Source organism: Chromobacterium sinusclupearum (assembly GCF_002902845.1).
Taxonomy (GTDB): Bacteria; Pseudomonadota; Gammaproteobacteria; order Burkholderiales; family Chromobacteriaceae; genus Chromobacterium; species Chromobacterium sinusclupearum.
The window spans coordinates 1-19,610 of record NZ_PPTF01000058.1; the positions used below are offsets into that span (position 1 = coordinate 1).

A 19,610-nucleotide genomic window follows, 5' to 3' on the forward strand; every position below is an offset into this window, starting at 1 on the left:
TTGACCAGCACGTCCAGCTTGACCAGATCGGCGCTCTGGAATTCCTTGAACTCGTAGTCCAGCGAGGCGTAGCCGCGGCTGGTGGACTTCAGCTTGTCGAAGAAGTCCATCACCACTTCGTTCATCGGCAGGTCGTAGGTCAGCATCACCTGGCGGCCCATGTACTGCATATTGCGCTGCACCCCGCGCTTCTGGTTGCACAGGGTCATCACCGCGCCGACATAATCCTGCGGCACCAGGATGGTGGAGGTGATGATAGGTTCGCGCAACTCGTCGTACTTGCCGGCTTCCGGCATGCGCGACGGGTTGGACACCACTTCCACCGTGCCGTCCTTCATCACCACTTCGTAATTCACCGTGGGGGCGGTGGTGATCAAGTCCATGTCGAACTCGCGCTCCAGCCGCTCCTGCACGATTTCCAGATGCAAGAGGCCAAGGAAGCCGCAGCGGAAGCCGAAGCCCAGCGCCTGCGACACTTCCGGCTCGTACTTCAGCGAGGCGTCGTTCAGCTGCAGTTTTTCCAGCGCGTCGCGCAGCGCTTCGTAATCGTGGCTTTCCACCGGATACAGGCCGGCGAACACTTGGGACTGCACGTCCTTGAAGCCCGGCAGCGCCTCGGTGGCCGGATTGCTCACCAGGGTGATGGTATCGCCCACCTTGGCCGATTTCAGCTCCTTGATGCCGGCGATGACAAAGCCGACCTCGCCCGCGCTCAGGCTGGGGCGCTGCACCGACTTCGGCGTGAACACGCCCACCTGCTCGCACAGATGCTCGGCGCCGGTGGCCATGAACTTGATCTTGTCCTTGGGTTTCAGCGAGCCGTCGATGACCCGCACCAGCATCACCACGCCGACGTAGTTGTCGAACCAGGAGTCGACGATCAGCGCCTTCAGCGGGCCGTCCGGATTGCCCTGCGGCGGCGGGATCTTGTTGACCACCTCTTCCAGGATGTCCTCGATGCCGATGCCGGACTTGGCCGAGGCGCGCACCGCGTCTACGGCTTCAATGCCGATGATGTCCTCGATCTCCTGGGAGATGCGTTCGGGGTCGGCGGCCGGCAAGTCGATCTTGTTCAGCACCGGCACCACTTCCACGCCCAGTTCGATGGCGGTGTAGCAGTTGGCCACGGTCTGGGCTTCCACGCCCTGCGAGGCGTCCACCACCAAGAGCGCGCCTTCGCAGGCGGACAGCGAGCGCGACACTTCATAGCTGAAGTCCACGTGTCCCGGGGTGTCGATCAGGTTCAGATGGTAGACCTCGCCATTGCGGGCCTTGTACTGCAAGGCGGCAGTCTGCGCCTTGATGGTGATGCCGCGTTCCTTCTCGATATCCATCGAGTCGAGCACCTGGGCGCTCATTTCGCGCAGCTCAAGGCCGCCGCAGAATTGAATGAAACGGTCGGCCAGGGTGGACTTACCATGGTCGATATGGGCAATGATCGAAAAATTTCGGATGTTCTTCATCGGTTTCCAGCAAAAGAGAAGGGCACGCAAGCGTGCCCGGGGCTGCTGACGGATGGCCCTTCCGGGGGACCCGCTCGGGTCCGACGGCTGCCGGAAGCCGATCAGCAAGCGGGGGCGCGTCCTGCGCGCCCCCGGTTTGACTCACACTGGCGCGGATTTTAGCCGATTTCGCCCAAGTGTGCAGCCAACTTCGTCGCATCGAGATGCCAGTGGCAGATTTCGGTCTCGCCATCCATCAGCACCGGCACCAGCTCATTGAAGCGGGCCTCCAGCGCCGGATCGGCATCGACATCCAGCACTTCCAGCTCAAAGCCGTGGCGCTCGCGCCAGGGCGCAAGCTCCGCCAGCATCTGATGGCACAGGCTGCAGTATTCGCGGAAGTAAAGCGTCAGCTTCACTGCGCGTCGCCCACAGTCAGCGGCACAAACTGCACCTGCCCCTGGCGCATCACCTGCAATGCCACGGTGCCGCCCTTCTTCACTTGCTCCAGCGCCTTCTTCAGCTGGGCGAAGCTCTGCAGCGGCTCGCTGCCGACGCCGACGATGACGTCGCCAGGCTGAATGCCGGCGCGCATCGCCACGCCGTTGGCCGCGCGCACCAGCAGGCCATAGTCGATGCCGGCCTGCTTCAGCTGCATCGGCGTCAATTCCTGCAGTCGCAGGCCGATCTGCGCCAAGCTCTGCTCACCCTGCGCGCCAGGCTTGCGGTATTCGCGCTGGGCGATGCGGGAGTCCTCCTCCTTCAACTCCTCCGGCACCACGCGCACGCTCGCCGGCGCGCGGTTGCGCCAGATATCCAGCGCCAGCGGCTTGCCAGGCGGCATATCGCTGATCAGGCGCTGCAGATCGCCGCCGGAATTCACTTCCTGGCCATTGACCTTGACGATGATGTCGCCAGCCTTCAGCCCCGCTTTCTGCGCCGGGCCTTTCGGATCCAGCGCATTGATCAGCGCGCCGCTGGGCTTGGCCAGGCCAAACGAGGCCGCCAACTCCTTGCTCAGCTCCTGAATCACCACGCCGATGCGGCTGCGGGTCACCTTGCCCTTTGCCTTCAGCTGATCCGCCACATTCATCGCGGTATCGATCGGAATGGCGAAAGAGATGCCCATGAAGCCGCCGGAACGGCTATAGATCTGCGAATTGACGCCGATCACCTCGCCCTTCATGTTGAACAGCGGGCCGCCGGAGTTGCCGGGATTGACCGCGGCGTCGGTCTGGATGAACTGCACCGCGCTCTCGTCCGGCAGCATGCGGTTCTTGCCGGAAACGATGCCCGATGTGGCGGTGTTTTCAAAGCCGAACGGCGAGCCGATGGCCAGCACCCACTGTCCCACCTTCACATCCTTGGCATTCCCGAGGCGGGCCACCGGCAGGTTGGCGGCTTCGATCTTCAGCAAGGCCACGTCGGAACGGGCATCGGAGCCGATGACCTTGGCCTGGAATTCGCGCTTGTCGGTCAGTTTGACGGTGATCTTGTCGGCGCGCGCCACCACATGGGCATTGGTCAGCACGTAACCGTCAGCGGAGATGATGAAGCCGGAGCCGAGCGAGCTTTCCTGGCGTTCCTGCATGCGCGGCGGCGCGAAACGGCGGAAGAACTCGAAGAACGGGTCGCCCTCCATGCCCTCCGGCAAGCCGGACGACACTTCCTTGACCGTGGACGTGGTGCTGATATTGACCACGGCCTTGCCTTCGGTTTCAACAATGGCGCTGAAATCCGGCAGATCCGCCGCCATGGCGACGGGAACCGCGGCAGTCAGCACCGATGCCGCCAGCATGGCGGAAACGATCAGCTTTTTGATCGACATGTGCGCTCCATCTTTTTGCTGTGTTGTGGATTGAATACGCCGGCGAGCGCCGGCTATTGAAACGAACAGACAGGAAATACAAGCCTGGCGGCCGGCATCACCCCTCCTCTATTCTCATCGACGCGGAAGAACAACCACGCCGGTCACTGCGGGCCACTCTCCCGCCGCGAGCGGAAAAGTGGCCAATCCCAATCATCTTGCCCGGCTCACTCGCTCTTGGCATTGAGATGCATACCCTTGAGCAGCGCCATCATCGCCGTTTGCGGCATATCGCCCACCGCCGTCAGCTGCATATCGCCCTGATAGCTGGTGGCCATATTGATTGCGCCGTGCAGATTGCCCACCCGCTCCATCCGCGCGTTTTCCGGCGGCGGCGGCTCGACGAACACCGACAGCATCACCAGCCCGTCGGACAGCACCAGATGACGCACCGGCTTGGCTCCCGTGCCAGGCAACACCCGTTCCGCCGAGCGCAACAAGCGGAAGCCCTGCGGCAAACCGGTGATTTCATTTTGCGAAATCGACGGATCCGCGCCCGTCGGCGCCTTGGACGAACGCAGCAGGAACTTCTGCGGCAGCTTGGCGCGGTAGGCCCGCTTGTCCTTGACGCCGGCCAGCTCTATCTCGGTGAAGGTGAATTGCTCCACCGAGTCGCCGCGCGGCGACAGGGTGATCATCTTCAAGGGCAGATAGGTGGTCGGCTCGACGCACATGCGCATGGTGTAGCGTTGCGGATCGCGCGGCTGAAGATCCAGCCACTGGCAGTCTCGCTGCGCCACCCTATCCGTGCCGGTGCGCTTGAGCACATAGGAGCGGGCAATATCGTCGACATCGTCAGGCAGCAAGGCCGGGAACAGCCGCATCGCGCTGATCTTGCAGGCCATCAGCGCGCGCTTGTCCTGCGCGTAGCAAGTCAGCTCGCCACCGTTCCTCACCACCTCGCGCGGCGGACCGTCCAGCGAAGTACGCTTCTCGCGGACATTGTCCCCCTGCCCCTGGCGCACCAGGCGGAAGGTTTCCAGCATGCCATTCATCTGATGCAGATAGGTGCCGTCCAAAGCCTGCTGCCGGCTGGCATTGCCAACCTTGCGCAACAGCTGCATGTCATCCTCGGCGTGGGCCGCACAGGCGGCCCCGAACATCAACACACCAATCAGGGGTACGACACGCATCAGTGGCGAACTCCGTTTCCGTAAGATACGCGCATCACACCTTGATCCGCGGTCACTTCCTGGTGAGCCAGCACGTACGGGTCATCCTGCTCCAGCTGAGCCGGCTGCGCCATCTGCACCGGCACGCCGCGATCGGCGATCACGGATGGCGCGGCCTGACGATGGCTGAGCTGCTGCCAGCCCACCACCGCGGCGAAGCTGACGCTGGCGGCCAGCGCCACGGCGCCCGCCGTTCTGGCGCGCTGCGGCCGCATCCAGCGGCGCGGGGCCAGCACGGTCGGCTCCGCCGCCAGACGCTCGGCCACCTTGGCGCGCACGTCGAGCGAGGCCAGCCGATTGGCGCGCATCGCATCGCCGATCAGATGATATTGTTCCCAGGCCGCATCCAGGTCTTTGTCGTCGGCGATCGAGGCAATGGCCTTATTGACCAGGGGCTCGTCCAGTTCGCCGTCAATCAGCGCGGAAATCGTTTCTTTCATACTTACCACCTTCTGTTCTTGGCCGTATCCAGCAGAGGCCGCAGTTCAGCAGCAATCGCCTCGCGAGCGCGGAAAATCCGCGAACGCACAGTGCCTATCGGACAATCCATCACCGTAGCGATCTCGTCGTAGGACAGCCCCTCCATTTCCCTGAGGGTAATGGCGGTACGCAACTCCTCCGGCAAGGCTTCCACGGCGGCATTGACCGTTGCCAGAATTTCCTTGTTCATCAGCTCGGTTTCGGGCGTGTTCATGTCCGGGATCTGCGACGCCATGTCGAAGCTCTCGCCGTCCTCGTCCTCGATCTCGCTGTTCACCACCGGGCGCCGCCCGTTGGCGCTGAGGAAATTCTTGGCCGTATTGATGCCTATCCTGTACAGCCACGTGTAAAACGCGCTCTCACCTCGGAAAGACGGCAAAGCACGATACGCTTTGATAAAAGCTTCCTGCGTCACATCCTCGATGTCCGAACCGTCGCGGATAAACCGCGACAACAGCCTGGCGAGACGTCGCTGATACTTGGCAACAAGCAGATCGAAAGCTCTTTTTTCACCTCGCTGGGCACGTTCCACCAACTGTTGATCGATATCCCGATCACTCATGTCGTTGTTATGCTCCCTGGTTTGCCCACTGTTCTATGTGGTCGTTACGTGGACTGTGATCTAGACCACAGGCTTCGCCTTGAGTTCCCAATATCGAGGACGATGCGAAACATATCATCCCCGCGGCAAAACTTGAACATCCAAATGTCAACTATTGCCAGTATTTTCTAGAGCCTTTACACTCCAACCAAGCACTTGCTTGAATGACAGGCAGCTAACCCATATCCACCGTCAGGAGCATCCAATGAGCACTCCCGGGCAGCGTTTCCGCCAGGCCGTGGCCACCGAAAAACCGTTGCAAGTGGTGGGCGCAATCAACGCCTATGCTGCACGTTTGGCCGAACACTCAGGTTTCAAGGCCTTATACCTGTCCGGCGGCGGCGTCGCCGCGGCATCGTGCGGCATTCCGGACCTTGGCATCACCACGCTGGAAGACGTGCTGATCGACGCTCGCCGCATCACCGACGTCACCGACCTGCCGTTATTGGTCGACATCGACACCGGCTGGGGCGGCGCCTTCAACATCGCCCGCGCGGTGCGCAGCCTGGAGAAAGCCGGCGTGGCGGCCGTTCACATTGAAGATCAGGTTCTGCAAAAGCGCTGCGGCCACCGCCCCAATAAGGCGATCGTGCCGCAGGATGAGATGGTGGACCGCATCAAGGCCGCCACCGACGCCCGCCGCGACGACAGCTTCGTCATCATGGCCCGCACCGACGCCCTGGCGGTGGAGGGTTTGGACGCCGCCATCGAACGCGCCGTCGCCTGCGTGGAAGCCGGCGCCGACATGATCTTCCCGGAGGCGATGACCGATCTGGCCATGTACAAGCGCTTCGCCGAAGCGGTGAAAGTGCCGGTGCTGGCCAACATCACCGAGTTTGGCGCCACCCCGTTGTACACCACGGACGAACTGGCCGCCAATGGCGTCGGCCTGGTGCTGTACCCGCTATCGGCCTTCCGCGCCATGAGCCAGGCCGCGCTGGAAGTATACGGCGCGATCCGCCGCGACGGCACGCAACAGACCGTGCTGGACAAGATGCAAACCCGGATGCAGCTGTACGACCACCTGGGTTACCACGAATACGAAAAGAAACTGGACCAGCTATTCGCCGCCGGCAAGCAATAAAAACACGCAAAGCAACGGCAACGCCCCAAGTCTGACAAAGGAGAAGTGGCATGACTGAAGTGGTACTAACCGGCAAACCGAAAAAATCCGTGGCGCTGTCCGGCGTGGCCGCCGGCAACACCGCGCTGTGCACCGTAGGCCGCAGCGGCAACGACCTGCACTATCGCGGCTATGACATCCTGGACATCGCCGGCCATTGCGAATTCGAGGAAGTGGCCTACCTGCTGGTGCACGGCAAGCTGCCGAACAAGGCGGAACTGACCGGCTACAAGAAGAAGCTGAAATCGCTGCGCGGCCTGCCCGCCTCGGTCAAGGCCGTGCTGGAAGCGCTGCCGGCCAGCGCCCATCCGATGGATGTGATGCGCAGCGGCGCCTCGGCGCTGGGTTGCGCGCTGCCGGAGCAGGATGACCACAACCTGGCCGGCGCGCGAGACATCGCCGACCGCCTGATGGCCTCTTTCGGCTCCATCCTGCTCTACTGGTATCACTACAGCCACAACGGCAAGCGCATCGAGGTGGAAACCGACGACGACAGCATAGGCGGCCACTTCCTGCACCTGCTGCACGGCGTCAAGCCGTCCTACGAGTGGGTGCGCGCGATGCACACCTCGCTGAACCTCTACGCCGAACACGAATTCAACGCCTCCACCTTCACCGCCCGCGTCATCGCCGGCACCGGCTCCGACATGTACAGCGCCATCACCGGCGCTATCGGCGCGCTGCGCGGCCCCAAACACGGCGGTGCCAACGAAGTGGCGTTTGAAATCCAGCAGCGCTATGAGAATCCGGACGAGGCGGAAGCCGACATCCGCGCCCGCGTCGAGAAGAAAGAAGTGGTGATCGGCTTCGGCCACCCCGTTTATACGATTTCCGACCCGCGCAACAAGGTCATCAAGGAAGTGGCGCGCCAGCTGTCCAAGAGCAACAGCGACATGAAGATGTTCGATATCGCCGAGCGCCTGGAAAGCGTGATGTGGGACGTCAAGAAGATGTTCCCGAATCTGGACTGGTTCTCGGCCGTCAGCTACCACGCGATGGGCGTGCCCACCGCCATGTTCACCCCGCTGTTCGTGATCTCCCGCACCAGCGGCTGGGCAGCCCACGTGATTGAGCAGCGCCAGGACGGCAAGATCATCCGCCCGTCGGCCAATTACATCGGGCCGGAGGATCAGGTTTTCATTCCGCTGGAAAAACGCTGAGCTTCTCGCCACGAGACCCACTGAAAGACGAAGACGCATTTCCAAATACCTAGGCTGTGAAGACGCAGGGCTTTTGTGGATTTCGTGGGTTTCGTGGCCAACTGGATTTACTTGTGGGATTTTAATGAACACCGCCTACCGCACCGCCCTGCCCGGCACCGGGCTAGACTATTTCGACGCCCGCGCCGCCGTGGAAGCCATCCAGCCCGGCGCCTGGGACACGCTGCCCTACACCGGCCGCATCCACGCAGAGAACCTGGTCCGCCGCTGCGATCCGGCCATGCTGACCGAATGCCTGGAACAAATCGTCTATCGCAAGCGCGAGCGCGACTTCCCCTGGTTCCCCGCGCGCGTGGTTTGCCATGACATCCTCGGCCAGACCGCGCTGGTGGACTTGGCCGGCCTGCGCGACGCCATCGCCGACCAAGGCGGCGACCCAGCCCAGGTCAATCCGGTGGTGCCGGTGCAGTTGATCGTCGACCACTCGCTGGCGGTGGAGTGCGGTGGCTTCGACCCAGACGCGTTCCAGAAGAACCGCGACATCGAAGACCGCCGCAACGAGGACCGTTTCCACTTCATCGAGTGGACCAAGACCGCCTTCGACAATGTCGACGTGATTCCGGCCGGCAATGGCATCATGCACCAGATCAATCTGGAGAAGATGAGCCCGGTGATCCACAACGACCACGGCGTCGCCTACCCGGACACCTGCGTCGGCACCGACAGCCACACCCCGCACGTGGACGCGCTGGGTGTGATCGCCGTCGGCGTCGGCGGCCTGGAAGCCGAGAACGTGATGCTGGGCCGCGCCTCCTGGATGCGGCTGCCGGACATCATCGGCGTGGAGCTGAGCGGCAAACCCGGCCCCGGCATCACCGCCACGGACGTAGTACTGGCGCTGACCGAATTCCTGCGCCAACAAAAAGTCGTCGGCGCGTATCTGGAGTTTTACGGCGAGGGCGCGGCCGCGCTGACGCTGGGCGACCGCGCCACCATTTCCAATATGGCGCCGGAGTACGGCGCCACTGCCGCGCTGTTCTTCATCGACCAGCAGACGATCGATTACCTGAAACTGACCGGCCGCAGCGACGAGCAGGTGAAGCTGGTGGAAACCTACGCCAAGACCGCCGGCTTGTGGGCGGACAGTCTCAAAACCGCCGAATACGAGCGTGTGCTGAAGTTTGATCTCTCAACCGTCACCCGCACCCTGGCCGGCCCATCGAATCCGCACAAACGGCTGCCGGTAGCCGACCTGGCCGAACGCGGCATCGCCGGCAACCTGGCCGAGGCTCGCGCGCAGGAAGCCCAGGGCCTGCTGCCGGACGGCGCGGTCATCATCGCCGCCATCACCAGTTGCACCAACACCAGCAACCCGCGCAACGTGATCGCCGCCGGCCTGTTGGCGCGCAACGCCAACAGGCTGGGCCTGGTGCGCAAGCCGTGGGTCAAGTCTTCGCTCGCGCCCGGCTCCAAGGCCGTGGAACTGTATCTGAAGGAAGCCGGCCTGCTGTCCGAACTGGAAAAGCTCGGCTTTGGCATCGTCGCCTTCGCCTGCACCACCTGCAATGGCATGTCCGGCGCGCTGGACCCGAAAATCCAGCAGGAAATCATTGACCGCGATCTGTACGCCACGGCGGTGCTGTCCGGCAACCGCAACTTCGACGGCCGCATCCACCCCTACGCCAAGCAGGCCTTCCTCGCCTCGCCGCCGCTGGTGATTGCCTACGCCATCGCCGGCACCATCCGCTTCGACATCGAAAAAGACGTATTGGGCGTGGCAGAGGGCAAGGAAATCCGTCTGAAGGACATCTGGCCGTCCGATGCCGAAATCGACGCCGTGCTGAAGCAGGCTGTCAAACCGGAACAGTTCCGCCAGGTCTACGAGCCGATGTTCGCCATCCGCCAGGACAGCGGCGAGAAGGTCAGCCCGCTGTACGCCTGGCGGCCGCAAAGCACGTACATCCGCCGCCCGCCGTACTGGGAAGGCGCGCTGGCCGGCGCGCGCACGCTCAAGGGCATGCGCCCGCTGGCGCTGCTGCCGGACAATATCACCACCGACCACCTGTCGCCATCCAACGCCATCCTGGCAAGCTCGGCCGCCGGCGAATACCTGGCCAAGATGGGCCTGCCGGAAGAAGACTTCAACTCCTACGCCACCCACCGCGGCGACCACCTGACGGCGCAGCGCGCCACCTTCGCCAACCCGCAACTGGTCAACGAAATGGCGGTGGTGGAAGGCGAGGTGAAGAAAGGCTCGCTGGCCCGGGTGGAACCGGAAGGCAAAGTCATGCGGATGTGGGAGGCCATCGAAACCTATATGGAACGCAAGCAGCCCCTGATCATCATCGCCGGGGCCGACTACGGCCAGGGCAGTTCTCGCGACTGGGCGGCCAAGGGCGTGCGCCTGGCAGGCGTCGAAGCCATCGTCGCCGAGGGTTTCGAGCGCATCCACCGGACTAACTTGATTGGAATGGGCGTCCTGCCGCTGGAGTTCAAACCCGGCGTCAACCGCAAAACGCTGGGCCTGGACGGCACCGAAACCTACGATGTGGTCGGCCAGCGCCAGCCGCGCGCCGACCTGACGCTGCTCATCCATCGCAAAAACGGCGAAACCACGCAGGTGGCCGTGACCTGTAGGCTGGATACGGCGGAAGAAGTGTCGATTTACGAGGCCGGCGGCGTGCTGCAGCGCTTTGCTCAGGATTTTCTGGAAGCGGCGCGCGTCTGACAGCGGATACAACAGGATAAATACATGACTGACTCCAAACAAATCCGCATCCCCGCCACCTATATGCGCGGCGGCACCAGCAAGGGCGTATTCTTCCGGCTGCAAGACCTGCCGGAGGCGGCCCGCCAGCCCGGCGCGGCGCGCGACCGGCTGCTGCTGCGCGTCATCGGCAGCCCGGACCCGTACGGCAAGCAGATAGACGGCATGGGCGGCGCCACGTCCAGCACCAGCAAAACCGTCATCGTATCCAAGTCGACACGGAAAGATCACGATGTCGATTATCTGTTCGGCCAGGTCAGCATCGATCAAGCCTTTGTCGACTGGACCGGCAACTGCGGCAACCTGTCCGCCGCGGTCGGGCCGTTCGCCATCGCCAGCGGCCTGATCGACCCGGCGCGCATCCCTGACAACGGCTTCTGCAGCGTGCGCATCTGGCAGGCCAATATCGGCAAGACCATCATCGCGCATGTGCCGATCACCCGCGGCCAGGTGCAGGAAACCGGCAACTTTGAACTCGATGGCGTAACCTTCCCCGCCGCCGAGGTGCAGCTGGAATTTCTCGACCCCGCCGACGAGGGGGAAGGCGAAGGCGGAGCCATGTTCCCCACCGGCAAGCTGGTGGACCAACTGGACGTGCCAGGCGTGGGCAACTTCCCGGCCACGCTGATCAATGCCGGCATCCCCACCATCTTCGTCAACGCGGCCGACATCGGCTACACCGGCACGGAATTGCAAGATGCCATCAATGCCGACCCCGCCGCGCTGACGCGTTTTGAAACCATACGCGCCTACGGCGCCCTGAAGATGGGGCTGATCCAGAACCTGGACCAGATCGCCAGCCGCCAGCACACGCCCAAGATCGCCTTCGTGGCGCCGCCGGCAGACTACACCGCATCCAGCGGCAAGCGGGTCAAAGCCACGGACATCGACGTGCTGGCGCGCGCCATGTCCATGGGCAAGCTGCACCACGCGATGATGGGCACCGCTGCCGTGGCCATCGGCACCGCCGCCGCCGTGCCCGGCACCCTGGTGAATCTGGCCGCAGGCGGTTGCAAACGCCAGGCTGTCCGTTTCGGCCACCCGTCCGGTACCCTGCGAGTGGGGGCGGAAGCCAAATTGGTAAACGGAGAATGGACCGTGACCAAGGCCATCATGAGCCGTAGCGCCCGCATCTTGATGGAGGGCTGGGTTCGCGTGCCCGCGGACACGGTATAAGAACCGCGAACAAAACCCCGGATCCTGCGTTGCGCCTACTTGCCGTGCGACTTGTACTGCCTGCGTCGGCGCGCCTTGGCTCAGGTTCTCTCATGAGGTTTTGTTCGCGACGCTAAACACACGCCACCGCAAAAAGGGATGCCAAGGCATCCCTTTTTCTCTTTCCCCTGTCCGCCCGGCCTGCCGCTGACAATTTCTGGCGCCATCCATGAGATAATGCCGTCAGGCATTCACGCGAGCCGTGCGCATCCCGGCACCATCCGGCCCGCCGACGCGTCATGCCCGCCCTGTCATCACCCGGAAAACCAAGCCCATGGACAATACCGCCCCCATCCTGACGTCTTCATCCGACTGGCACTGGAGCCCCACCCCCTATCCCGGCGCAGATTTCGTCTGGCTGCGCAGAAACCCAGACGGAGGCGGATCGGCGTTGCTGAAGCTGGCCAAAGGGGCGAAGCTGCCCTTGCACCAGCACCCAGGCACGGAACAAGTGTTCGTAACCGCCGGCAAGCTGAAGGTGGGCGAGCATGTGCTGAACAAGGGCGACCACCTGTTCATCGACGCCAATGTCCCGCACGCGGTGGAAGCGCTGCAGGCCACCGTGTATCTGACCCTGTCGGAGACCGATGGCGTGGAGCTGCTGGAGCAAGAGCCGGCCTAGGGGCTGTTGATGTTTGCTGTGCGGTCGCGCCGGCGCGCATTTTGCGACGAATCGAGGCGTTTCGCGCGCCGCATAGTCATTCTCTGCCAGCGCGGAACAACGAAGAGTCGGTGCGAAAGGCGCCTGGCCCGGAGGGTTTGGCGGAACGCAAACGCGATCCATGCAGCAAACATCAACAGCCCCTGAGGCCTGTCATTACGGCTTGATCGCCACCTTCAACACGCCATCTCGCTGATGGGAGAACAAGTCGTAGGCTTCGACGATCTGGTCCAGCTCGTAGCGGTGCGTGACCAGCGGCGACAGATCCAGCCGCTGGCTTTCCAGCACATTCAACAGCCGCCGCATGCGCTCCTTGCCGCCGGGGCACAGCGAGGACACGATGCGCTTGTCACCCAGGCCGGCATTGAACGCGTCCAGCGGAATCTTCAGATCGGTGGAATAGACCCCCAGGCTGGACAGCGTGCCGCCCGGCTTGAGCACGCGCAGCGCCGACTCGAACGTACCCTGGGTGCCCAAGGCTTCGATCGACGCATCCACGCCGCGGCCGCCGGTCAGCTTCATGATTTCCGCAATCACATCCACCTGATGGAAATTCAGCGCCACATCCGCGCCTAGCCGGCGCGATATGCCCAGCCGCTCATCCAGGCCATCCACCGCGATGATGCAAGACGCGCCGCGCAAACGCGCGCCAGCCACCGCGCACAAGCCTATCGGCCCCTGCGCGAACACCACCACGATGTCGCCGATCCGGATATTAGCCGCCTCCGCACCGGCAAAACCGGTGGACATGATGTCGGGACACATCAGCACCTGCTCGTCGCTGAGCCCGTCCGGGATCGGCGCCAGATTCGCCTGGGCGTCCGGCACCAGCACGTACTCGGCCTGGGTGCCGTCTATGGTGTTGCCGAAGCGCCAGCCGCCCATGGGCTTGTAGCCATGGCATTCGCAACCACCGTCCTGCGCCGGATGGCCGTCCTGGCAGCCATAGGAGGTGAAGCTGGGGCAGATCGCCCCCGCGATCACCCGCTGTCCTTCTCGATAACCTTTGACGTTGGCGCCCAGCTTCTCGATCACGCCCACTGGCTCATGGCCTATGGTCAAGCCGGATGCCACCGGATACTCGCCTTTCAGAATGTGCACATCGGTGCCGCAAATGGTGGTGGTGGTGATTTTCACCAAGGCATCGCCGGGGCCAACCGCCGGAATCGTTTTTTCCCGCAGTTCTATCCTGCCTGGCGCGACGAATACCGTTGCCTTCATGCTGCTCATGGCCTGTCTCCCGCATTGTTGGCGATTGCGGCGCAGGATGGCGCCGCAACCCATGCTTCAATACAGTAGACCTATTCGCCGGCCGCAAGCGCGCCGCCAGATCGAATGGCCAGTCCCTGACACAGGTCAAGCAGCCAGTGGCTTCGGCCCTAATTGCCGCCAAACACGGCTTTGACCTGCTGCAGATACTGGAAGCCGCCCATCTCGGTCGGCTCGATGAACGAGCCTTCGCCGTACTCGTTCCAGCAGCAAATCACGGCGTACTTGTGAGCCTGCCACGGCCCGCCATCCATCAGCGCCTTGGCAGCCTGCAGGTGCTGGCGGAACTGCTCCGGCGTGCTCTCGGAATGGTCGTGCTGCGGATAGCCGGTCGTGCCGCCCCATGGCTGCTTGTCCCACCCTGAGGTGGTGGGCACGATCAGCGGCAAGTTGCCCTTCTGCGCGAACCCCTGCCAGTGTGCCCGGTAGCCCTGATCCAGCTCGGCATAGCTGTAGAATGGGTGGGGGTCGGCCGGTCCCTGCTGATAGTTGTAGGTGGAGAAGGCGCCATAGCCATCCGCCTTGGCCGTGCTGGAGATGAACGGCGTGGTGGCGCCGGTGCCGGCGACAAACTGGATGCTGGCGCCGCCGGCCTCTGCGACGATGGACTGCGCTCGCGCCAGCAGCGCCTGGCTGGTCTGCCCGAAGGTCTTGACTTGGCTCTCCAGCATATCGGCGGAGAACACGAAGACCACAGGATGCCCATCCATTTTCAAGAATTCCGGACGGGAAAAGTAGTTGGCTTCCCAGTAGCGGATCATGCCATCCCAGTCGCTCAAACTGGCCGGAAACTTGCTGTGATTGGCCCACAGCAGCGAAAACTTCACATTGCTGCGCTCCCGCGCGCGCAGATAGGCTTGCAGCGCATGATCCAGATACACCGTGTTGCCCGGCGGCCCCATATACCAGTCAAAAGCCACAAAGGTGATGCCGTAAGCCGCCATCCAGTCCAGCTGCTGCCGCATCACCGCGTCGTCGCCTTCGTGATACCAGCCGAGCAGCGGCTTGCGCTCCGGATACGGTTTGATCGGGTCCCAGGGATGCATGGAGGGCGAGCCCGGCGTGTTGTCGCGCCACCCGGGAAAGTAATACACACCCAACTGATAGGGGCCGGCTGCGGCCTGCCCAGCGCACACGGCGAACAACAACGCCGCCAAAACATGGCGGCCATGACGATGGATGGCTTTGAACACAAATACACTCCTCAAAAGTCGCGTGGACATGGGCGCCGGATCAGGTGAAATTCATATTTCATTATTTGGCAAACGCAACCAGCACATCGTCAATGATTGCTGTTATGGCCCCGAGAACGGAAATGTTGTCGGTTTGATGTAACAACTGGTTTACATGATGTCGTTCCGCGTAAAATATCTCCACATAAAATAATTTCGCTGGATGACAATCATGAACAAGCCGATGCTCTACGCGTTTGCCGCCATCGCCATGTGGGCTTCCGTGGCCACGCTCAGCGCGCTCACCCACAGCTTGCCGCCCTTCTTCGTCGCCGGCGTGGGCCTGATCCTGGGCAGCTTGCTGACCGTGCGCCGCGCCGGAGAATGGAAAGTGCCGCTTAAAGTGTTCGCCAACGGCGTGTACGGCATCTTCGGTTTTTACTTTTTCCTATTTAACGCCTACCGCCTGGCGCCGGTGATGGAAGCCACCGTGCTCAGCTACGTCTGGCCGCTGCTGATGGTGCTGCTGTCGCCGCTGCTGCTGCCAAACACCCGCCTCGGCGCCAATCACATTCTGGGCAGCCTGATCGGCTTTGCCGGCGCGGCGCTGATCGTCACCGGCGGCAAGTTGTCCCTGTCTATGGATGCCCTGCCCGGCTATCTGATGGCGCTGGGCGCCGCCGTGGTATGGGCCACTTACAGCCTGTTCACCCGCCGCCTGCCGGCCAGTTCCGACAACGCCGTCGGCGGTTTCTGCCTGGCCTCCGGCATGCTGGCCCTGGGCCTGCATTTCGCCACCGAACCGGCCGCCCACCCCACCGCCATGCAATGGCTGATCATCGCGGTGCTGGGCTTGCTGCCCATGGGCGCCGCCTTCCTGTGCTGGAACCGCGCCATGCAACTGGGAGACCCGCGCCAGACCGGCGCGCTAGGCAACACCACCCCGCTGCTGTCCACGCTGCTGCTGGTGGCATCCGGCCAGGCTGCGCTCAACGGCAGCGCCGCCATCGCCATCGCCATGATCGTGGGCGGCGCGGCGCTGGGCACGTTGCCGGCGGAGCGGCTGCGTCTGCCCTGGAGTCTGCCGCGCCGCGCCTGAGCCATAGGCCGGGCTCGCCGCTTCGACCCGCGGGCTATAATCGCCGCTCCCACTCCAGGAGAACTGCCATGAAGCCCGCCCTCTTTCTGACACTGCTCGCGGCCAGCCACGTCGCGCTGGCCGCGGACGACAGCTGCAAAAACGCCATGACGACGCTGGAGATCAACGACTGCATGCAAAAGCAGTTTGAAGGCGCGGACAAGCGGTTGAACCTGCGTTATCAGGAATTGCTGCAAAAGCTGCGCCAGAACGATAACGGCGTGGCGGCGGACAAGGACAAGCCCTCCTCCCTGCTGGCGCAGGCCCAGCGCAAATGGATAACCTTCCGCGACGCGGACTGCGACGCCAAGTACCAGATCTACATAGCCGGCACCATACGCAATGCTGTCTTTCTGGGTTGCAAGATCGAGCGCACCGAACAGCGCATCAAGGAACTGGACCCCGCCCTCTGGTAAGCCCTCGGGTTTGCGGCCACGCGCCCGAGGAGTATCATTTCCGCCTATCTTCAGACAAAACAAAAAGGGGCTGACATGGCAAGATACTGGGGACGGGTGCTGACCGCGATGGTCACGCCGTTTGACGCGACGGGGCGCTTGAATCTGGACATGGCATGCCAGTTGGCGCGCCACCTGGCCGACAACGGCAGCGACGGCCTGGTGCTGGCCGCCACCACCGGCGAGGCCCCCACGCTCTCCGAGGCCGAGCGCTTCGACCTGATCCGCGCCGTCAGCGAAACCGTGACCATCCCGGTGCTGGCAGGCACCGGCAGCAACGACACCCGCCACGCGCTGGAAATGACGGCCAAGGCGGAAGCCGCCGGCGCCGCCGGCGTGTTTTTGGTTTCCCCGTATTACAACCGGCCGCCGCAAGCCGGCATCGAAGCGCACTTCCGCGCGCTGGCCGCCGCCACCCGCTTGCCGGTGATGCTGTACGACGTGCCCTGCCGCACCGGCCGCCGCATCGGCCACGACGTGCTGATCCGCCTGTTCCGCGAGGTGGACAATATCGTCGCCTTCAAGGACGCCACCGGCGACCCGGCCGCCGCGGCCCGCTTGGTGGCCGAAGCCGGCGATCATTTTGAGCTCTACTCCGGCGACGACGCGCTGACGCTGCCGCTGCTGGCCGTCGGCGCCGTCGGCGTGGTCGGCACTTCCAGCCACTGGACCGGCCCGGAGTTCGCCGCCATGATCGCTGCCTTCGAGCAAGGCGAGGTGGCCCGCGCCCGCGCCATCAACGCCGCGCTGCAGCCCTCTTTCGCCTTCGCCAATACCGAGGACTCGGTGTTCTCGATGTCGGTCAAGGCCATGCTGCGCAGCCAAGGCCTGGCGGTGGGAGAATGCCGCTTGCCGCTGCCGCCCGCGCCAGCCGGCGTCGAAGAACACGCCGCCCAGGTATGGCATGAACTGCAGGCCTGGCGAGCGATGCAGCGCTAAGCCGCGCCAATCAAGCAAAAAGGAGACCTCTCGGTCTCCTTTTTCTTCGCACTCGTACCGCCCAGGGCTTAATCGCGGAAGTTGTTGAACTGCAGCGGCGCGCCGTTTTCCAGGTCGTTGGCGATATCCTTCTTCAGCAGCGCGATGGCCTCCTGCAGCACGTCGCGCTTGGCGCCGGACACCCGCACCGCCTCGCCTTGGATGCTGGCCTGCACTTTCATCTTGGAGTCCTTCAGCAGCTTGACGATTTTCTTCGCCAGATCGCTGTCCAGGCCTTCCTTGATCTTCAGCACTTTCTTGACCTTGTTGCCGGATACCTTTTCCAGCTTGCCGTAGTCCAGGCTGCGCACGTCGACGGCGCGCTTGGACAGCTTGTTCACCAGGATGTCGTTGACCTGGTCCAGCTGGAATTCGGTGTCCGCGTACAGCGTCACTTCCTTGTCGTTGAATTCGATGCGGGCATCGCTGCCCTTGAAATCGTATCGGGTGGAGACTTCCTTGTTGGCCTGATCCAGCGCGTTGCGCACTTCCACCTTGTTTACTTCGGAAACGACATCAAAAGACGGCATAAAACTATCCTCATATGGAACCAGCAGAATTCTAGTAGCGCGCCGTCGGCTTGTCACCCGCGCCGGGCATTGCCAAACCGCCCCGCTGCGTGGTGTGATGGCGGATTCAAGCCCATCATGACCAAAGACAAGACATGCTCGTGACCCTACCGCAACTGGCCGCCTTCCTGGCCGCCGCCATGCTGATCACCCTCTCGCCCGGCCCGGACAACCTGATGGTTCTGAGCCAGGGCATTTCGCGCGGCCGCCGCCAAGGCATGGCCTTCGGACTCGGCTGCGCCCTCGGTTGCCTGAATCACACGCTGCTGGCGGCGCTGGGCATCAGCGCGCTAATCGCCGCGTCGCCGCTGGCTTTCACCGCGCTGAAAATCGCCGGCGGGGCTTATCTAGTTTATCTGGGCTGGGGCGCCATCCGCAGCCCCGGCGCCAGCTTCCGCGCCGATGGCCAGGCAACCGGCCCGCAAAGCTCGTTGGCCGCCACCTTTCGCCGCGGCCTGATCGCCAATGCCATCAACCCCAAGGTGGTGCTGTTCTTCCTCGCCTTCCTGCCGCAATTCGTCAACCCGGCGCAGGGTCCGGCCAGCCTGCAGACCGCCATCCTCGGCACCCTGTTCACGCTGCAGGGCGCCGTCATCTTTGGCGCGCTGGGTTATTTTTCCGGCCATGTCGGCCAGTGGCTGGCCAGAAGCCGCAAGGCGAGCCAATGGCTGGATCGCATCGCGGGCAGCATTTTCATCGCTTTGGGACTGCGCCTGATTCTGGCGCGCTGATCAGTGCCGACCTGTCGTCGGCGACACTAGGAGCCAAGCATGACGTTCAACGTGTACCAAGCCTCCATCCCCGTGCTGTTGCGCGGACTGGACAATCTGTCCGCCATCCTGCGCAAGGCGGAGCAGGACGCCGCCGCGCGCAACATCGCGCCTGAAGTGTTTTTGCAGGCGCGGCTGGCGCCGGACATGTTCCCGCTGTTGCGGCAGGTGCAGATTGTCAGCGACACTGCCAAGGGCTGCGCTGCCCGGCTGGCCGGCATTGAGGTGCCGAGCTACGCCGACGAGGAAAAAAGCTTTGACGAGCTGCAGCAGCGTCTGGCCCAGACCCGCGCCTTTATTGAGCGCATTCCCCAGGCGCAGCTGGACGGCAGCGAAAGCCGCGAAGTGACGCTCAAAGTGCGCGGCAACGAGCTGCGCTTCCAGGGCCAGGACTATCTGTGTGGCTTTGCGCTGCCCAATTTCTATTTCCACATCACGGCAGCCTACGCCATCCTGCGCCATAACGGCGTGCCGCTGGGCAAGATGGACTATCTGGGCCAGGTGCAATAATTAAGCACAAGGCAGACGAACGGCGCGACGGCAAAAACCGCCGCGCCGTCTGGCTATTTCTTCAGCAAGAATTCCACCAGCACGGTCTTGAAGATAAAGCCGGTCACGCCGAAGCCGAGCGCCAGAAACAGCACGAACATGCCCAGCTTGCCTGCCTTGGATTTCTTGCCCAGGTCCCAGATGATGAAGCCCATGAACAGAATCAAGCCAGTCAGACAGACCGCCATCGAAATATCGGTGAATTGCTCTTCGGACACCTTG

Annotated in this window: 20 protein-coding genes; 10 read left to right on the forward strand and 10 right to left on the reverse strand. The window is 63.1% G+C overall.

Translation table 11 applies throughout. The features are described 5' to 3' along the window. The 6 genes from lepA to rpoE all read right to left on the reverse strand — a co-directional run. Positions 1-1,463, reverse strand: a 1,463-nt coding sequence (gene lepA, locus C2134_RS11830) for a translation elongation factor 4 (protein WP_103320291.1), incomplete at its 3' end; no start/stop codon positions are given. A 158-nt stretch (positions 1,464-1,621) separates the two neighbouring features. Then, positions 1,622-1,861, reverse strand: coding sequence for a glutaredoxin family protein (locus C2134_RS11835; protein WP_043626260.1), 240 nt, complete (start codon positions 1,859-1,861; stop codon positions 1,622-1,624). Continuing rightward, positions 1,858-3,270, reverse strand: coding sequence for a DegQ family serine endoprotease (locus tag C2134_RS11840; protein ID WP_103320293.1), 1,413 nt, complete (start codon positions 3,268-3,270; stop codon positions 1,858-1,860). Before C2134_RS11840 ends, C2134_RS11835 begins: the two co-directional genes overlap by 4 nt. A gap of 206 nt (positions 3,271-3,476) precedes the next feature. Continuing rightward, positions 3,477-4,442 carry a MucB/RseB C-terminal domain-containing protein gene (locus C2134_RS11845; RefSeq protein WP_103320294.1) on the reverse strand — a complete coding sequence of 322 codons (966 nt, stop codon included), beginning with the start codon at positions 4,440-4,442 and terminating at the stop codon, positions 3,477-3,479. Beyond that, positions 4,442-4,921, reverse strand: a complete 480-nt coding sequence (locus tag C2134_RS11850) for a sigma-E factor negative regulatory protein (RefSeq protein WP_103320296.1) — start codon at positions 4,919-4,921, stop codon at positions 4,442-4,444. The genes C2134_RS11845 and C2134_RS11850 overlap by 1 nt, the downstream gene beginning before the upstream one ends. 2 nt (positions 4,922-4,923) lie before the next feature. Then, a complete protein-coding gene (gene rpoE, locus C2134_RS11855; RefSeq protein WP_043626269.1) occupies positions 4,924-5,523 on the reverse strand; it encodes an RNA polymerase sigma factor RpoE in 600 nt (199 codons plus the stop codon). A gap of 244 nt (positions 5,524-5,767) precedes the next feature. Between rpoE and prpB the strand changes: the two genes are divergently transcribed. The 5 genes from prpB to C2134_RS11880 all read left to right on the forward strand — a co-directional run bounded on the left by prpB (position 5,768) and on the right by C2134_RS11880 (position 12,449). After that, positions 5,768-6,646 carry a methylisocitrate lyase gene (prpB, locus tag C2134_RS11860; protein ID WP_103320298.1) on the forward strand — a complete coding sequence of 293 codons (879 nt, stop codon included), beginning with the start codon at positions 5,768-5,770 and terminating at the stop codon, positions 6,644-6,646. Between the two features lie 50 nt (positions 6,647-6,696). Further along, positions 6,697-7,845, forward strand: coding sequence for a bifunctional 2-methylcitrate synthase/citrate synthase (gene prpC, locus C2134_RS11865; protein ID WP_103320300.1), 1,149 nt, complete (start codon positions 6,697-6,699; stop codon positions 7,843-7,845). Positions 7,846-7,969: 124 nt separating this feature from the next. Then, a complete protein-coding gene (gene acnD, locus C2134_RS11870; RefSeq protein WP_103320301.1) occupies positions 7,970-10,573 on the forward strand; it encodes a Fe/S-dependent 2-methylisocitrate dehydratase AcnD in 2,604 nt (867 codons plus the stop codon). Positions 10,574-10,597: 24 nt separating this feature from the next. Continuing rightward, positions 10,598-11,788, forward strand: coding sequence for a 2-methylaconitate cis-trans isomerase PrpF (gene prpF, locus C2134_RS11875; protein ID WP_103320303.1), 1,191 nt, complete (start codon positions 10,598-10,600; stop codon positions 11,786-11,788). A gap of 313 nt (positions 11,789-12,101) precedes the next feature. Beyond that, on the forward strand, positions 12,102-12,449 hold the full coding sequence (locus tag C2134_RS11880; RefSeq protein WP_103320305.1) for a cupin domain-containing protein: 348 nt from the start codon (positions 12,102-12,104) through the stop codon (positions 12,447-12,449). Between the two features lie 195 nt (positions 12,450-12,644). Here the strand turns inward: C2134_RS11880 and C2134_RS11885 are convergent, their stop codons facing one another. Both C2134_RS11885 and C2134_RS11890 read right to left on the reverse strand, forming a co-directional pair. Next, positions 12,645-13,718, reverse strand: coding sequence for an NAD(P)-dependent alcohol dehydrogenase (locus C2134_RS11885; RefSeq protein ID WP_103320330.1), 1,074 nt, complete (start codon positions 13,716-13,718; stop codon positions 12,645-12,647). Positions 13,719-13,867: 149 nt separating this feature from the next. Next, on the reverse strand, positions 13,868-14,950 hold the full coding sequence (locus C2134_RS11890) for a glycoside hydrolase family 99-like domain-containing protein (protein ID WP_158248756.1): 1,083 nt from the start codon (positions 14,948-14,950) through the stop codon (positions 13,868-13,870). A 211-nt stretch (positions 14,951-15,161) separates the two neighbouring features. Between C2134_RS11890 and C2134_RS11895 the strand changes: the two genes are divergently transcribed. From C2134_RS11895 to dapA, 3 genes are all read left to right on the forward strand, one after another. Beyond that, positions 15,162-16,028 (forward strand): DMT family transporter, encoded by an 867-nt coding sequence (locus C2134_RS11895; RefSeq protein WP_103320309.1) that lies wholly within the window; start codon positions 15,162-15,164, stop codon positions 16,026-16,028. Between the two features lie 68 nt (positions 16,029-16,096). Beyond that, positions 16,097-16,483: a lysozyme inhibitor LprI family protein gene (locus tag C2134_RS11900; protein ID WP_103320311.1), complete on the forward strand. Its 387-nt coding sequence runs from the start codon at positions 16,097-16,099 to the stop codon at positions 16,481-16,483. 75 nt (positions 16,484-16,558) lie between these two features. Then, on the forward strand, positions 16,559-17,461 hold the full coding sequence (dapA, locus tag C2134_RS11905; RefSeq protein ID WP_103320312.1) for a 4-hydroxy-tetrahydrodipicolinate synthase: 903 nt from the start codon (positions 16,559-16,561) through the stop codon (positions 17,459-17,461). 68 nt (positions 17,462-17,529) lie between these two features. On the opposite strand, the gene C2134_RS11910 is transcribed toward dapA, so the two are convergent. After that, the gene (locus C2134_RS11910; RefSeq protein ID WP_103320314.1) at positions 17,530-18,030 is read right to left on the reverse strand and encodes a YajQ family cyclic di-GMP-binding protein; all 501 of its coding nucleotides are present in this window, start codon (positions 18,028-18,030) and stop codon (positions 17,530-17,532) included. Positions 18,031-18,164: 134 nt separating this feature from the next. Here C2134_RS11910 and C2134_RS11915 point away from each other — a divergent pair, with 134 nt between their 5' ends. After that, complete coding sequence (locus tag C2134_RS11915; RefSeq protein ID WP_103320315.1) at positions 18,165-18,800, forward strand: LysE family translocator; 636 nt, start codon at positions 18,165-18,167, stop codon at positions 18,798-18,800. Between the two features lie 39 nt (positions 18,801-18,839). Continuing rightward, entirely contained in the window at positions 18,840-19,349 is a 510-nt protein-coding gene (locus C2134_RS11920) for a DUF1993 domain-containing protein (protein WP_103320317.1), read from the forward strand. 53 nt (positions 19,350-19,402) lie between these two features. On the opposite strand, the gene C2134_RS11925 is transcribed toward C2134_RS11920, so the two are convergent. Beyond that, positions 19,403-19,606: a DUF2788 domain-containing protein gene (locus C2134_RS11925; RefSeq protein WP_103320319.1), complete on the reverse strand. Its 204-nt coding sequence runs from the start codon at positions 19,604-19,606 to the stop codon at positions 19,403-19,405. Positions 19,607-19,610 lie beyond the last annotated feature (4 nt).

Bases quoted from the DNA above. Each gene is read 5' to 3' on its own strand.
- prpF (WP_103320303.1), top strand. From the start codon at position 10,598: ATGACTGACTCCAAACAAATCCGCATCCCCGCCACCTATATGCGCGGC.
- rpoE (WP_043626269.1), bottom strand. From the start codon at position 5,523: ATGAGTGATCGGGATATCGATCAACAGTTGGTGGAACGTGCCCAGCGA.
- C2134_RS11900 (WP_103320311.1), top strand. From the start codon at position 16,097: ATGAAGCCCGCCCTCTTTCTGACACTGCTCGCGGCCAGCCACGTCGCG.
- C2134_RS11845 (WP_103320294.1), bottom strand. From the start codon at position 4,442: ATGCGTGTCGTACCCCTGATTGGTGTGTTGATGTTCGGGGCCGCCTGT.
- C2134_RS11910 (WP_103320314.1), bottom strand. From the start codon at position 18,030: ATGCCGTCTTTTGATGTCGTTTCCGAAGTAAACAAGGTGGAAGTGCGC.
- C2134_RS11920 (WP_103320317.1), top strand. From the start codon at position 18,840: ATGACGTTCAACGTGTACCAAGCCTCCATCCCCGTGCTGTTGCGCGGA.
- dapA (WP_103320312.1), top strand. From the start codon at position 16,559: ATGGCAAGATACTGGGGACGGGTGCTGACCGCGATGGTCACGCCGTTT.
- C2134_RS11915 (WP_103320315.1), top strand. From the start codon at position 18,165: ATGCTCGTGACCCTACCGCAACTGGCCGCCTTCCTGGCCGCCGCCATG.
- C2134_RS11885 (WP_103320330.1), bottom strand. From the start codon at position 13,718: ATGAGCAGCATGAAGGCAACGGTATTCGTCGCGCCAGGCAGGATAGAA.
- C2134_RS11895 (WP_103320309.1), top strand. From the start codon at position 15,162: ATGAACAAGCCGATGCTCTACGCGTTTGCCGCCATCGCCATGTGGGCT.
- C2134_RS11880 (WP_103320305.1), top strand. From the start codon at position 12,102: ATGGACAATACCGCCCCCATCCTGACGTCTTCATCCGACTGGCACTGG.
- prpB (WP_103320298.1), top strand. From the start codon at position 5,768: ATGAGCACTCCCGGGCAGCGTTTCCGCCAGGCCGTGGCCACCGAAAAA.
- prpC (WP_103320300.1), top strand. From the start codon at position 6,697: ATGACTGAAGTGGTACTAACCGGCAAACCGAAAAAATCCGTGGCGCTG.
- C2134_RS11850 (WP_103320296.1), bottom strand. From the start codon at position 4,921: ATGAAAGAAACGATTTCCGCGCTGATTGACGGCGAACTGGACGAGCCC.
- acnD (WP_103320301.1), top strand. From the start codon at position 7,970: ATGAACACCGCCTACCGCACCGCCCTGCCCGGCACCGGGCTAGACTAT.
- C2134_RS11840 (WP_103320293.1), bottom strand. From the start codon at position 3,270: ATGTCGATCAAAAAGCTGATCGTTTCCGCCATGCTGGCGGCATCGGTG.